Origin of the sequence: Amycolatopsis sp. cmx-4-83 (assembly GCF_046548815.1) — a bacterium.
Classification (GTDB): domain Bacteria; phylum Actinomycetota; class Actinomycetes; order Mycobacteriales; family Pseudonocardiaceae; genus Amycolatopsis; species Amycolatopsis pretoriensis_A.
The window spans coordinates 95,498-107,747 of sequence record NZ_JAEBEF010000011.1; the positions used below are offsets into that span (position 1 = coordinate 95,498).

Here is a 12,250-nt window from a genome sequence, read left to right on the forward strand (position 1 = left end):
GGCGGTGTTCGGAGGGCGTCCGCCTAGTGTTCGGGCTTTGTAAGGCCGGCGGTGACCGACGTCCGCGCGAGGTCGAACGTCAGCGTGTCGCCCAGCACCGGCAGCGCCGGGTCGAACAGCTGCCCGTCCGTGCCGCCGAGGAGCAGGCCGAGCCGGTGCCCGGCCGGGACGACGTGGTCGAGGGCGCTGAGGGTGAACGTCATGGTGTACGCCCGGCCCGGGACGAGCGGCTCACCGTGGCGCAGCGACGCGTGGTGCCCGAGGTCCGCCCAGCCCGCGGCGACGATCCGGTGGTCCACGTGCACGAGGTCGGTGGCCGTGTCGAGGAAGCACGCGGAGTCCCCGGGCCGGCTCTCGCCCCAGCACGACTTCGTCGTCAGGTTCTTGATCCCGCTCCCGTAGTTCGCGGTGGCGCGGACGTCGGCCGGCCCGTAGTCGACGAGCGCGACGCCGACCCGCGCGGCGGTCTTGTCCGACGAGGCCGTGATCGTCACCGAAGGCGACCCGGCGATCCGCACCGCGGCGGGCAGCGCAGGGCCGGTGAACTTCGCCGCCGACACCCCGGCCGCCCAGTCCTCGCGGCCCACGGCGGGGTCGTCGACGACGGTGGCCGTGCCCGAGCCGCGGAGCCCGAGCGTGCCGCCGGCCGACGGGTACACGGTCACCGGCAGGGCCGCGGGCGGCCAGCTCCGGACGTCGGTCCAGTGATCCGGCGTGGTCTCGAGGTGGACGGCGGGCTCGTGCTCGACGCCGTTGCGGACGCCCTTCAGCCAGCGGTCGAACCAGCGGCCCAGCGTCTCGACCCACTGCGCGCGCTGCAGGTCGAACGGGTCGACGTGCCCGGCCTGGCTCAGCCACGCCTTGCGCGGGACCCCGGCGCGGCCGAGCGCGTCCCAGTAGGCGGCGAACTGGTTCGGCGCCACGACGCTGTCCCCGAACCCCTGCGCGATGAGCACGCTCGCGCGGCCGGGGTCCGGTACGTAGTTCACGCTGCGCCAGTAGGCGTTGTAGTCGCCGTTCGTGCCCATCCGCGCCTTGAGGTCCGCTTCGAACGGCTTGCACAGCTCGGCCGCGCGCTCGTTGTAGGTGAACGACGACCCGGTGTTCTCGGGCGTGGCCAGCGGCGCGCCGTTCGCGACGAGCTGGGCGTAGTTGTCGGTGACCCCTTCGATCGGCACGATCGTCTTCAGCCCGGGGACCCCGGACGCGGCCATGCCGATCGCGGTGGCGCCGTCCTGGGACTTGCCGATGGCGCCGACGTCCCCGGTGGCCCAGTCCGCTTTCACCGGGCGGCCGCCTTCGGGGGCGTCGAAGGCCTTCGCGCGGCCGTTGAGCCAGTTCACGACGGCGTTGCCGTTCGCCACGTCGTCGAAGCACCCCGACGAGCGGTTCGTCCCGCCGACGTCGGCGAGCACCACGGCGTACCCGCGCGGCACGAAGTAGTTGTCGTAGAAGAGCGGGAACTGCTCCGGGGTGCCGTCCGGCGCGTACGTCTTCTTCTGCGACTCGTTGCCCCGGCCGCAGCAGGCGTAGTACGGGCTGACGTCGAGGATCGCCGGGACGCGTCCGCCGGTCGCCGGCCGGGCGATGTCGGCGGCGACGCGGTCGATCTTCCCGTCGTGGTCGTGGTCGGTGCCGGTTTCGACCCACGCCGTTTCGCGGACGGGCGGGCTCGCGGCCGCCGCCACGGGCGTCAGCACGGTCGTCGTGAGCACTGCGGCGGAAATCCCCAGGAGCAAGCGCATCGCGCCAGTATCACGCGGGTTGTTCGTACCTGGCCAGGAACTGCGCCATCGCGGCGTCGACGGCTTCGCGGTCACCGGTCGTGACGAGGTCGAGCAGCAGCCCGCGGGTGACGGCGAGGCCGAGCCGGGCGTGGGCGGGGCGGTCGGCTTCGGGGACGCCGTACTTCCCGAGCAGCGCTTCGATCGGGGCCAGCCAGTCGTCGACGACGCCGTCGAGGAGCCCGGTCGTGCCCGGGGTGCCACCGAGAGCCTGGCCGTAGAGCTGGAAGAACAGCCTCTCGTTGGTGCGCAGGTCGTCGTCGGTGAGCCGCCGCCAGAACTCCGCCGGGTCGAGACCGGCGAGCGCCGCGCGCTGCCGGGCTTCGACTTCGCGCGCCACCGCCGTGAGCAGGCCTTCCTTCGAGCCGAAGTGGTAGATCAGCATGCGGTGGCTGGTGCCGAGGTCGGCGGCGAGGGCCCGCAGGCTCTTGCCCGCGCCGCCGTGGTGGGCGATGTGGTCGATCGCGGCGGCGAGCAGCCGATCGCGCGGGCTTGTCCCGATCATGTACCAGATGGTACACGTACCAAATGGTACAAAGCATTTCCGTGCGCGGCCGGACGTCCGCGCCGCCCGACGCCGTGTACGCGCTCCTCCGCGACGGCGCGACCTGGCCGGAGTGGTCGCCGCTGGGCTCGTTCGAGCTGGTCCGGGAGGGGGAGAAGGAGCCGGAAGGGCTGGGCGCGGTCCGGCTGTTCCGGACCGGCGGCGTCAAGTCGTACGAGAAGGTCGTCGCGCTGGAGCCGGGCCGCCGCTTCGGCTACGCGCTGGAGCACGGCCTGCCGCTGCGGGACTACGTCGCCTACGTCGACCTTTCCCCGCGCGACGGCGGCACCGAGATCCACTGGCACTCGACGTTCACGGCGAAGATCCCCGGCACCGGCTGGTTCTACCAGTGGTTCCTGGGGCGCTTCATCGGGCGGGTCGTGGCGGGGCTGGTCGAGGCGGCGCCGGTGGCCCCATAAGGTGGGCGCATGTCAGCGCCACGACGGGGATCGACCGGCCGCACGCAGGAGGAGCGCAGCGCGGCGATGCGCGTCCGGCTGCTCGACGCGACGATCGACTGCCTCGTCGAGTACGGCTACGCGGGCACGACGACCACCCGCGTCGCCGACCGCGCCGGCGTCACGCGCGGCGCGCAGGTGCACCACTTCCCGACGAAGGCCGACCTGGTGACGTCGGCGATCCGGCACCTGGCGGCCAAGCGCACCGAGGTCGCGATGGCCGAGCTCGACCGGCTCCGCGCGTCCACCGACCCGGTCGGCGACGCGCTGCAGCTGATGTGGGAGATGCACCAGGGCCCGGTGTTTTCGGCGACGGTGGAGCTGTGGGTGGCCTCGCGCACGGACCCCGAACTGCGCCGCCAGATGGCCGCGGTCGAGCCGATCGCGACGTCCAGCCTGGTCGAATTCGGCAAGGCGCTGCTGCCGGAGCACGCGGAGCACCACGAGTTCCTGCACGCGGTGTACACGGCGATGGACGTCGTGCGCGGCATCCTCATCGCCAGCTGGGCCACCCGTGACCAGTCGGAGCTGGAAGCCCGCTGGGAGCGCGGACGCCGTCACCTGCGGGTCCTGTTCGAAGCGCTGCTGGCTCCCACCGGCTGAAACGCGTGTTACTCTCTCCGGGAGAGTGAGGAGACACGCCGTGTGGCAGCCCGACCCGTACGACCGCAACTGCCCGACCCGCCAGCTGCTCGACCGCATCGGCGACCAGTGGACGGTGCTGATCGTGGGCGCGTTGAAGGACGGCCCCCTCCGCTTCACGGAGATCGGCCGCCGCGTGGACGGCATCTCGCAGAAGGTCCTGACGCAGACGCTGCGCAGCCTGGTCCGCGACGGCATCCTCACCCGCACGGCGTACGCGACGATCCCGCCGAAGGTGGAGTACGAGCTGACTTCGCTGGGGCGGAACCTGTCGGAGCCGCTGGAGATGCTCGATCGGTGGGCCCGGGTGCACATGTCGTCGGTGCAGGACGCGCGTGAGGCGTACGACGCGGAGCACACGCCGGCGTCGGCGTAGTCCGGGACGGTTCCCTGATGGCGTCCGCGTTCGCCGTGCTCAACGAGACTGTGCCCGCGCCGGGCTGGGCTCTGGTGGCCACGACCGCGCTGTTCGCTGCTGCCGTGTCGGCGACGTCGTTCGCGCTCATGACGACCGGGAGACGGTTGCTGCTGAACCGGGTGAACGTTCTCGGGACGCTCTTCCACGAGGGTGGCCACGCGCTCGTGAGCATCTTGACCGGGGGCGGGGTGTTTCGCATCGAGATCACCGGTGCCGAGTCCGGTTCCACGCGGCATTGGAACCCGTCGCCGTTCGCGGGTGTTCTCGCCACTGCTGCCGGATACGCGATGCCTCCGCTGGCCGGTCTCGGTGCGGCTGCGTTGCTGCATCGGGGTTTGGTGCCTGCGGTGCTTGCTCTTACTGCTGTTGCCATGTTGTTCATCCTGCTGTTCACGCGGGACGTCATCACCGGTCTCGTGGTCGTCACGGTTGGTGCGGTGGTGTTTTGTGCGTTGCGGTGGGCTCCGGATTGGGTGAAGAACGGGGTTGCGTATGCGGAGGCTTGGTTGTTGCTGACCAGTGAGGTCGGTGGGCTGGGGGCGTTGGTGGCGAACCGGGTGCGTGGGTTTCAGGGGGATGATGCTTCTTCGCTGGCTGAGCGGACTGGGGTTCCTGGGGGTGTTTGGATCGTCGCTTGGTTCGTGCTGATCGGGTGGGCTGTTTGGTGCGCCTTTCCGATGTTGTGGCCGTAGTTGTCGGCTTTACTGATGCGGCTTCGCCGGGGCGTGGGAAATCGGCGCTCGTGGTGGTTGCCTTTCTGTGGTGGTCGGCAGCGCCGATTCCCCACGCAACGATCATCGCCACCTGATCGAGTGATGAACATGTGGTCGATGGTCGGGTAATCTTGTTGTGTGGACAGAGAAACGGTGTGGCAAGCGGACGCGGAGGCCTTGGCCGACCGTCTCCGTGGGCTGCTCACCGTCGTGCGGTCTGCCGAGGCGGAAATCGGGACTCTACTGGTGGAGATCGAATCCCGCGGGGTTATGGAACTGTTCGGGTACCGCTCGGTTGCCCGGTTACTTGAGCACCTCGCCGACATTCCCCATGCGGCTGCCCAGCGGACGGTCGCCCGAGCTCAGGCCCTCACCTCTGCTCACAGCCTCGACTCGCCGCCCGCTCTCGCACCCGCCACCGGCGTCGCCGCTCTGACGGGCGCCCTGAGCACCCCGATGATCGACACCATCATCACCGCCCTCACCCCCATCCCCCTCGAACACCGCGACACCGCCGAACAGGACCTGCTCGCCTTCGCCGCCGACGCAGGCCACAAACAAGTCGCCGCCCTCGGCACCCGGATCCTGGCCCACCTCGACCCCGACGGCGCCGAGCCGGTCGATGTCGAGCCCGCAACCCCGACCCGCGAACTCTCGTTACGCCGCAGGCGCACCGGAACCTGGGAACTCACCGGCCGCTTCGACGACGAAACCGGCACCCGAGCGAGCGCCCTACTCGACGCCCTCGCCGAACGCCGCACCGCCGACGACGGCGGAGACTTCCGTTCCCCACAGGAACGCTACGGCGACGCCTTCTCCGACGCCATCGACCTCGCGCTCAACTCCCCAGAGCTGCCGACGCAGGCCGGTGAACGCGCCCACGTCCTGGTCGCCGTCTCCCTGTCGGACCTGCAATCCGGTCTCGGCTCGGCGACCCTGGGCGATACCGGCCTGATCTCCGCGGTCGAAGCTCGCATCCACGCCTGCGACTGCAAGCTGATCCCCACCGTCCTCGGCGCCGCCAGTGAACCTCTGGACTTGGGGAGAGCCCGCCGCCTGATCTCACCCGGCCTCCGCCGAGCCCTGTTCTTACGCGACCGAGGCTGCGCCTTCCCCGGCTGCCACCGCCCACCGCGGCACTGTCAAGGCCACCACATCCGCCACTGGGCCGACGGCGGCCCGACCGATCTCGCGAACCTGGTCCTGCTCTGCGCCCACCATCACCGCCTGATGCATCGCTCGGGTTGGCAGGTCCGCCTCGCGACCGACGGCCACCCCGAATTCCTACCCCCGATGTTCCTGGACAAGCGTCGAAAACCCAGGCGCAACAACCTGCATCAGCCACTGCCCTTCGCAGCCTGACACAACCACATATGGGAAAGGCCCGCAGCCATTGGTTACGGGCCTACACCCACGCCCCTACGACGGGCCTCCGCCAACACTCCCCGGCGACCACCAATCGCCTTCCACCCCCGGCCCCACGCCGTACTCATTCGGCATCCGACGGCCATCGCCCGCCCAGCGCTACTCGCCCGAGCAGCGCCCCGGAGCGCTGCCCACTCCAGTGCTACCCGCCCGAACACTGGCCTTGGGCGCTGCCCGCCCAGCGCTACTCGCCCGAGTGGTGTCCCCGAGCGCTGCCGTTCGAGTTCTACCGGCCGAGCCTTGTCCGCGGGTGCTGCTCCGCCCGAGCACTGTTCTTGGGCGCTACTCGCCCGAGTGGTGTCCCCGAGCGCTGCCGTCCCAGCTCTACCGGCCGAGTGTCGTCCTCGGCTGCTGCCCGCTTGAGTACTGTCTTCTTGAGCACTGTCTTCGGGTGCTGCCCGCCGCAGCGCTGCCCGCTTGAGCACTGTCACCGGGCGCTGCCCGCCCCAGTGCTACCCGCCCGACCACCCGGTGCCTACCCGGTCCAGCGGTGCTCGCCCCGAGTGCTGTCCGCCCCGGCAGCGCCCGCCCACCGCTGCTCGCCCCAGTGCTTGCCACCCGGGCGCTGCCGACTTCAGCGGTGCTGCTCAGCGTTGGCCGGCCGTGCAGATTCCGCCCGAGCGCTGTCGGCCCCAAGCCGCCCACCAGCAATGCCCGCCGCCGCACTCCCACCTCAGCACTGTCCGCCCGGGTGCTGCCCGCTCCCGCCGCGAGTGCTGTCCGCCCCAGCAGTGTCCGCCGCTGCTGCTCGCCCGCCAATGCCCGCAGTCGACAGAGCACCTACCGGCCGCCGTCATCGCCGAGGTTCCCGCCGCGGGCGCGCATCCGCAGCGATCCCCGAGTCAGCCGATCACCGCAACCGACGGGATCGCAGCGGGCGCCCGTCCCCGCGCCGACTGGGTCCGTCACTGCCGAGGTTCCCGCGGCGAGCGCGCACCCACGACAACGCCGCACCGACCCCCGCAACCGCCAGGAGCCACATCGACCAGGTCGGCCACCGCGCCCGCAACGAAGTCAACACTCCCTACCGGACCACCAAACCAGCCTCATGGGCCAGCAACCCCGCCTGCGTCCGGTTAGCACACTCCAGCTTCACCAGCATCCGCGACACATAACTCTTCACCGTAGCCTCAGCCAGGTGCAACCGGCCCGCGATGTCCGCATTGGACAGTCCCTCACCCAGGCACGCCAGCACATCGCGCTCCCGATCGGTGAGCCCCGAAGTCCGCCGCCGAGCATCCTCGCCACGCTCACGCCCATCCGAAGACAACGCCACCAACCGACGCGCCGCCGACGGTGACAGCACCGTATGACCGTCCGCCGCTACCCGGACCAGGCCGATCAGATCCTCCGGCGGTGTCGACTTCACCAAAAACCCCGCCGCTCCCGCGCGCAAAGCCCGGATGACGTACGTGTCCGCATCGAACGTGGTCAGCGCCACCACCGCGGGCGGGTCGGGCATGGCTGTGATCCGGGCGATCGCCGTGAGACCGTCCACGCCCGGCATGCGCAGGTCCATCAACACCACGCGCGGCCGGTGGCGGATCACGGCCTCGACCGCTTCCGCGCCGTCGGCGGCCTGTGCCACCACCTCGATGTCGCCCGCCGAACCCAGGATCGTGCGCAGGTGGGCGCACACCATCGGCTCGTCATCGACCACGAGCACCGGGATCACAGTGCGTGCCTTCCGCCGTCGGTACGTAGGCGGGCAGTATCGCACCGACCCGGAAGCCGCCGCCGGGGGCTGGGCCTGCCTCGAAGCGGCCGCCGACCAGCTCCACCCGCTGGCGCAGGCCCGCCAGGCCTGCTCCGGAGCCGCTCGTGGCCAGGGCCGGGTCGGGTGGGCGGGCCGCCGCCGTGTTGGTGATCAAGATGTCCAGGCCGGCTTCGCGGTAGTGCAGGGAAACCGTCGCCGACGCGCCCGGTGCGTGCTTGCGCACGTTCGTCAGTGCCTCCTGGACCAGCCGGAACGCCGTGCGCGCGACCGTCGGGGACAGCCGGGCCGGGTCGCCGTCCACCAGCAGCTCCGTCGTCACGCCGACCGAACGGGACTCCTCCACCAAGCGCGCCGGGTCGCCGGGCTCGGCCGGGCTGAGCGTCCGGGCGCCCACGACCTCCGTGCCGTTGCGCAGGACGCCGACCAGGTCGCGCAGCTCGTCGAGCGCCTGGGCGCCCTCGCGGCGGATGTCCTCCGCCGCCGTCCGGACCGCCGGCTCGGCCGACGTCACGCCCAGCGCGCCGGCGTGCAGCACCATCAGGCTGAGCCGGTGCGTGACGACGTCGTGCATCTCGCCCGCGAGGCGCCGCCGTTCCTCCGCGCGGGCCTGCTCGGCGAGCAGGTGCTGCTCGCGCTCGGCGCGTTCCGCGCGGTCGCGCAGCGACTGCAGCAGCTGGCGCCGCGCTTCGAAGTACAGCGAAACCAGGGCCGGCAGCGCCGTGCTGAGCAGTCCGAACGGCGTCACCGCCCAGCTCGGTGTCCACGGCCGCGCGGCCACGACGGCCAGGATCCCGGCGACCCACAGCACGGTCCGCCGGTCCAGCACCCGCGCCGCCTGCGAAAGGATCACCGGGGCGATCGTCGGGACGGTCAGCAGCGCGAGCGGGTTGACCGGCACCAGCAGACCGGGCGCGAACAGGTCGGACGCCAGCATCGCGAACGCCGCCGCCGTGACGAACGCGCACACCTGGACCGGGAACCGGAACAACAGCACCAGCGTGCAGTCGCAGACCACCTGCAGGACCAGCCCGGCCGCCGGGCCGAGCGCCCCCGACGTCCGGTCGCCCAGCGCGAAGAAGAGCGCGTTCAGCCCGGCGAACGCGAACGCGGCGAAGAACAGCCAGTAGGCGTCGGAGCGGCTCGGCCACAACGGCCGCCGGGCGGTGGTCACGCGGTCACGGTAACCGCCGCGCGAGCCCGCCGCGCCCGGATGACAACCAAAGTTGCGGGCCGCCCCCGGAGCCCGCAACCTTCGGCGCCGCGATCACCACCCTCGTCCGCTTTCGCGGGGTCCCGGCGAACCGGTGGACTGGGGACACCACGGCGAAGGGGGGAAGAAACGATGACTGTCCTGACGCGACCGAAGACGACGTTCGCCACGGGCCCGGTGCTCGTGGTCGCGGGACTGGCCGGGCTCGCGCTGCTGCTGACCAGCGGGCGCTACGCCGGCGGGTTCGACGAGCTCTACTTCCTGGTGGCCGGTCGAGATCACCTGGACTGGGGGTATTTCGACCAGCCACCGCTCATCCCGGCGCTGGCGGCGGCGATGGACTGGCTCGCGCCGGACTCGCTCGTCGTGCTGCGCCTGCCGATGACGCTGGCCGCGGCCGCCGGGGTGGTCGTCACGGCGCTGATCGCCCGCGAGTTCGGCGGCGGCCGCGGCGCCCAGGTGATGGCGGCCGCGTGCTACGCGACCTCCGGCATCGTCATCGCGAGCCACTGGCTGGCCACCTACGTGCTCGACCCGTTCCTCTGGACGGTCGTCACGTGGCTGCTGGTCCGCTGGACCCGCACCCGCCGCGACGGCCTGCTCGTCTGGGCCGGCGTCGTGACGGCGGTGTCGCTGGAGACGAAGTTCCTGATCCCCGCGCTCTGGGCGGCGGTGCTGCTCGCCGCGCTGTGGCTGGGCCCGCGGGAGCTGCTCACCCGGCCGAAGCTCTGGCTGGGCGCCGCGATCGCGGTCGTGGCCACGCTGCCGACGCTGGTCTGGCAGGCCACCCACGGCTGGCCGTACACCCACATGAGTGACGTCGTCGCGGCGGAATTCCCCGGCTACGGCGGCTTCGCGCGGGACGCGCTGCTCGGCGCCGGGGTCGGGGCCGGCGTGCTCGCGCTGCTCTACGGGGTCTGGCGGCTGCTGCGCTCGCCCGAACTGCGGCCGTACCGGTACCTCGGCGTCGCGGCGCTGGTGGTGTCGGTGGCCGTGCTGGTCATGCACGGCCGAGCCAACTACGTCATGGGGCTGTACGCGGTGCCGTTCGCGGCCGCGGCCACCGAGCTCAGCAGGCGGAACCTGGTCCGGTGGTGGAAAGCGGTGGTGTGGCCGGTGTTCGCGGTGTCGGCCGTCGTCACGCTCGCCGCGCTGCCGGTGTGGCCGGCGACGGCGCGGACGTCGTACGGGCCGTTCCTGCTCGGCAGCACGTTCGCGCAGGGGGAGCTGCCGCAGCAGGAACTGGCGAAGGCGGTCGGGCAGGCGTACGCGGCCCTGCCCGCGGACGTCCGGGCGCGGACCGCGGTGTACGCCGAGATCTACCCGTTCGCGGCGGTGACGGAGTTCTACGGTCCGCCGTCCGGCATCCACCGTGTCTACAGTGGACACCGCGGGTACTGGTACTTCGGGCCGCCGCCGGAAACGGCCGACGCGGTGCTGTTCCTGGGCTTCGACCCCGGCCTGCTGCGGCCGTACTTCGCGCACGAGACGACGGTGGTCGACGGACTGCTGTGGGAATACGACGGCCGGACGGCGCCGTGGCGGGACATCTGGCCCGCGCTGAAGCGGCAGTGAGGAGAACGACGATGCTTTCCCTGCCCGCACGGGCGTACCTGCTCGCCTGCGACACCCGGCGGGACCGGCTGCCGGACCGCGAGCGCGTGGCGCTGCTGGTCCGCGCGGCGGCGCTGACGGACCTGGTGCTGCGCGGCCTGGTCGCCGACGACGGCGGCCGCCCGGTCGTCACCGGCGCCGGCGGCACCGGGCACCTGGTGCTCGACGACCTGCTCGTCGAGCTGGCCGCGGACCCGCACCGCAAGTGGCGCGCCCGGGTCCGCCGCGGCGCCCGTGGCACGCTCGAATCCCTGGAAGCGCAGCTCGACGCGGCCGGGGTGATCACGCTGCGGACGTCGCGGGTGCTGGGGTTGTTCCCGCGCCGCCGCCCGGAGGTCCGCGACCGCGCCGAGGCGGCCGCGCTGCACGACGAGGTGGCGTCGGCGCTGCGGAGCACCGGCGAGGTGCCCCCGGCGGTGGCGGCTCTGACGGCGTTGGCCGCGGCGGTCGAGCTGGGCGCGGTGCTCCCGCGCGCGGAACGGCGGCGGCACAAGGCGCGGATCGCGCAGCTGGAGGAGCAGGCGGGCGCGGCGGTTCCGGCCCTGCGCAAGGTGATCCGCGAGGTGAACGCGGCCCGCGCGGCGGCGATCTCGGCGGCGTCGGGCGGCGGTGGGGGTGGCGGCTGAGCGGTGCCGCCGCGGGAGGCGGATGTGGCCGGCGGCGGTCGCGGCTGAGCGGTACCGCCGCGGGGAAGCGGCGGAGCCGGTGCGGCGCAGGTGAATGCGGTGCCGCCGCGGGAGGTGGATGTGGCCGGCGGCGGTCGCGGCTGAGCGGTACCGCCGCGGGGAAGCGGCGGAGCCGGTGCGGCGCAGGTGAATGCGGTGCCGCCGCGGGAGGTGGATGCGGCCGGCGGCGGTCGCGGGAGAGCGGTGCCGCTGCCGGGATGGGGTTCGCGTGGCGGTCTCGGGCGGTGGCTGAGCGGTGCCGCCGCGGGGAAGCGGCGGAGCCGTTGCCGCGCAGGTGAATGCGGCCCGCATGGCGGCGGAAGTGCGGCCGGGGCGGCAGCACTACCGCAGCGGTGCCGCCGCGCGATGGGCTGCGGTGCGGGCGTCCTCCACGGCGTTTCGCTCCGCGGGGGCCGGCCGGTGCCAGGGAGCCGAGGGGGCTCGCTGGCGTCAGCCGGTGAACAGCCGGCCGAGGTAGTAGTCCACTGTGGCCACTGCCTCGGCCGGTGTCCGGTGTCCCATCAGGATTTCCGAGCCCTGCGAGTCCGCGAGGGCCCACAGGATCGCCGCCTCCGTCGCGGGGTCGGCCCACGCCGGGACGTCGCCCGCTTCCTGGGCCTGGCGGACCTGGTCGGCGAAGAACGCCAGCAGTTCGGGCATGCCTTCGCCGAAGACCTTCGACATCGCCGGGTCGGCGACCGCGCGGATGAAGTACGCGACGCCCATCAGGAAGTCGCCCTCGCTGTCCGGGTCGCGCGGCAGGACCTCGACCAGGCACGCGCGCAGGATCGAGCGCGGGGTCGGCGGTCCCTCGGCGAGCACCTTCGCCGTGATCCGCTCGCTGCGCAGCTTGTGCCGGTGCGCCAGGGCGAACCGCAGCATTTCGTCCTTGGTCTTGAAGTAGTGCTGCACCGATCCCATGGACATGCCCGCTTCGGCGGCGACGTGGCGAAGGCTGACGCCTTCCAGGCCGGCTCTCGTGGTCAGCCGCTGGAGCGCCTCCGCGATCTGCACTCGGCGCTGCTCGTGATCCACCTGTTTCGGCACGTCCGCTCCCGTT

The 12,250-nt window shown here is 72.2% G+C and carries 12 protein-coding genes; 7 read left to right on the forward strand and 5 right to left on the reverse strand.

All coding sequences use genetic code 11. The features are described from left to right. Nucleotides 1–23: 23 nt before the first annotated feature. Both ACLJQM_RS32605 and ACLJQM_RS32610 read right to left on the reverse strand, forming a co-directional pair. Nucleotides 24–1,745, reverse strand: coding sequence for a CocE/NonD family hydrolase (locus ACLJQM_RS32605; protein ID WP_410634175.1), 1,722 nt, complete (start codon nucleotides 1,743–1,745; stop codon nucleotides 24–26). Nucleotides 1,746–1,755: 10 nt separating this feature from the next. Next, nucleotides 1,756–2,289 carry a TetR/AcrR family transcriptional regulator gene (locus ACLJQM_RS32610; protein WP_360769903.1) on the reverse strand — a complete coding sequence of 178 codons (534 nt, stop codon included), beginning with the start codon at nucleotides 2,287–2,289 and terminating at the stop codon, nucleotides 1,756–1,758. A 23-nt stretch (nucleotides 2,290–2,312) separates the two neighbouring features. On the opposite strand from ACLJQM_RS32610, the gene ACLJQM_RS32615 reads away from it, so the two are divergent. From ACLJQM_RS32615 to ACLJQM_RS32635, 5 genes are all read left to right on the forward strand, one after another. Beyond that, nucleotides 2,313–2,747, forward strand: coding sequence for an SRPBCC family protein (locus tag ACLJQM_RS32615; RefSeq protein WP_410634176.1), 435 nt, complete (start codon nucleotides 2,313–2,315; stop codon nucleotides 2,745–2,747). Nucleotides 2,748–2,813: 66 nt separating this feature from the next. Further along, the gene (locus tag ACLJQM_RS32620; protein WP_315863280.1) at nucleotides 2,814–3,389 is read left to right on the forward strand and encodes a TetR/AcrR family transcriptional regulator; all 576 of its coding nucleotides are present in this window, start codon (nucleotides 2,814–2,816) and stop codon (nucleotides 3,387–3,389) included. A 40-nt stretch (nucleotides 3,390–3,429) separates the two neighbouring features. After that, nucleotides 3,430–3,804 carry a winged helix-turn-helix transcriptional regulator gene (locus ACLJQM_RS32625; protein ID WP_410634177.1) on the forward strand — a complete coding sequence of 125 codons (375 nt, stop codon included), beginning with the start codon at nucleotides 3,430–3,432 and terminating at the stop codon, nucleotides 3,802–3,804. 17 nt (nucleotides 3,805–3,821) lie between these two features. After that, nucleotides 3,822–4,538: a M50 family metallopeptidase gene (locus ACLJQM_RS32630; protein WP_410634178.1), complete on the forward strand. Its 717-nt coding sequence runs from the start codon at nucleotides 3,822–3,824 to the stop codon at nucleotides 4,536–4,538. 159 nt (nucleotides 4,539–4,697) lie between these two features. After that, a complete protein-coding gene (locus tag ACLJQM_RS32635; protein WP_410634179.1) occupies nucleotides 4,698–5,921 on the forward strand; it encodes a DUF222 domain-containing protein in 1,224 nt (407 codons plus the stop codon). Nucleotides 5,922–7,008: 1,087 nt separating this feature from the next. Here the strand turns inward: ACLJQM_RS32635 and ACLJQM_RS32640 are convergent. Together ACLJQM_RS32640 and ACLJQM_RS32645 are read right to left on the reverse strand one after the other, a co-directional pair. Further along, nucleotides 7,009–7,659, reverse strand: coding sequence for a response regulator (locus tag ACLJQM_RS32640; protein ID WP_410634181.1), 651 nt, complete (start codon nucleotides 7,657–7,659; stop codon nucleotides 7,009–7,011). After that, nucleotides 7,634–8,872 (reverse strand): sensor histidine kinase, encoded by a 1,239-nt coding sequence (locus ACLJQM_RS32645; RefSeq protein ID WP_360769917.1) that lies wholly within the window; start codon nucleotides 8,870–8,872, stop codon nucleotides 7,634–7,636. Before ACLJQM_RS32645 ends, ACLJQM_RS32640 begins: the two co-directional genes overlap by 26 nt. 171 nt (nucleotides 8,873–9,043) lie before the next feature. Between ACLJQM_RS32645 and ACLJQM_RS32650 the strand changes: the two genes are divergently transcribed. Continuing rightward, a complete protein-coding gene (locus ACLJQM_RS32650; protein ID WP_410634182.1) occupies nucleotides 9,044–10,486 on the forward strand; it encodes an ArnT family glycosyltransferase in 1,443 nt (480 codons plus the stop codon). Nucleotides 10,487–10,497: 11 nt separating this feature from the next. Continuing rightward, entirely contained in the window at nucleotides 10,498–11,151 is a 654-nt protein-coding gene (locus tag ACLJQM_RS32655; RefSeq protein ID WP_247021044.1) for a GOLPH3/VPS74 family protein, read from the forward strand. Nucleotides 11,152–11,640: 489 nt separating this feature from the next. Here ACLJQM_RS32655 and ACLJQM_RS32660 read toward each other — a convergent pair whose 3' ends face one another. Then, nucleotides 11,641–12,237: a TetR/AcrR family transcriptional regulator gene (locus ACLJQM_RS32660; RefSeq protein WP_360769925.1), complete on the reverse strand. Its 597-nt coding sequence runs from the start codon at nucleotides 12,235–12,237 to the stop codon at nucleotides 11,641–11,643. Nucleotides 12,238–12,250: the final 13 nt, after the last annotated feature.

What these genes read in the sequence shown, in the direction of transcription:
- ACLJQM_RS32605 (WP_410634175.1), bottom strand. Translation starts at nt 1,745, where the DNA reads ATGCGCTTGCTCCTGGGGATTTCCGCCGCAGTGCTCACGACGACCGTG.
- ACLJQM_RS32610 (WP_360769903.1), bottom strand. Translation starts at nt 2,289, where the DNA reads ATGATCGGGACAAGCCCGCGCGATCGGCTGCTCGCCGCCGCGATCGAC.
- ACLJQM_RS32615 (WP_410634176.1), top strand. Translation starts at nt 2,313, where the DNA reads ATGGTACAAAGCATTTCCGTGCGCGGCCGGACGTCCGCGCCGCCCGAC.
- ACLJQM_RS32620 (WP_315863280.1), top strand. Translation starts at nt 2,814, where the DNA reads ATGCGCGTCCGGCTGCTCGACGCGACGATCGACTGCCTCGTCGAGTAC.
- ACLJQM_RS32630 (WP_410634178.1), top strand. Translation starts at nt 3,822, where the DNA reads ATGGCGTCCGCGTTCGCCGTGCTCAACGAGACTGTGCCCGCGCCGGGC.
- ACLJQM_RS32650 (WP_410634182.1), top strand. Translation starts at nt 9,044, where the DNA reads ATGACTGTCCTGACGCGACCGAAGACGACGTTCGCCACGGGCCCGGTG.
- ACLJQM_RS32655 (WP_247021044.1), top strand. Translation starts at nt 10,498, where the DNA reads ATGCTTTCCCTGCCCGCACGGGCGTACCTGCTCGCCTGCGACACCCGG.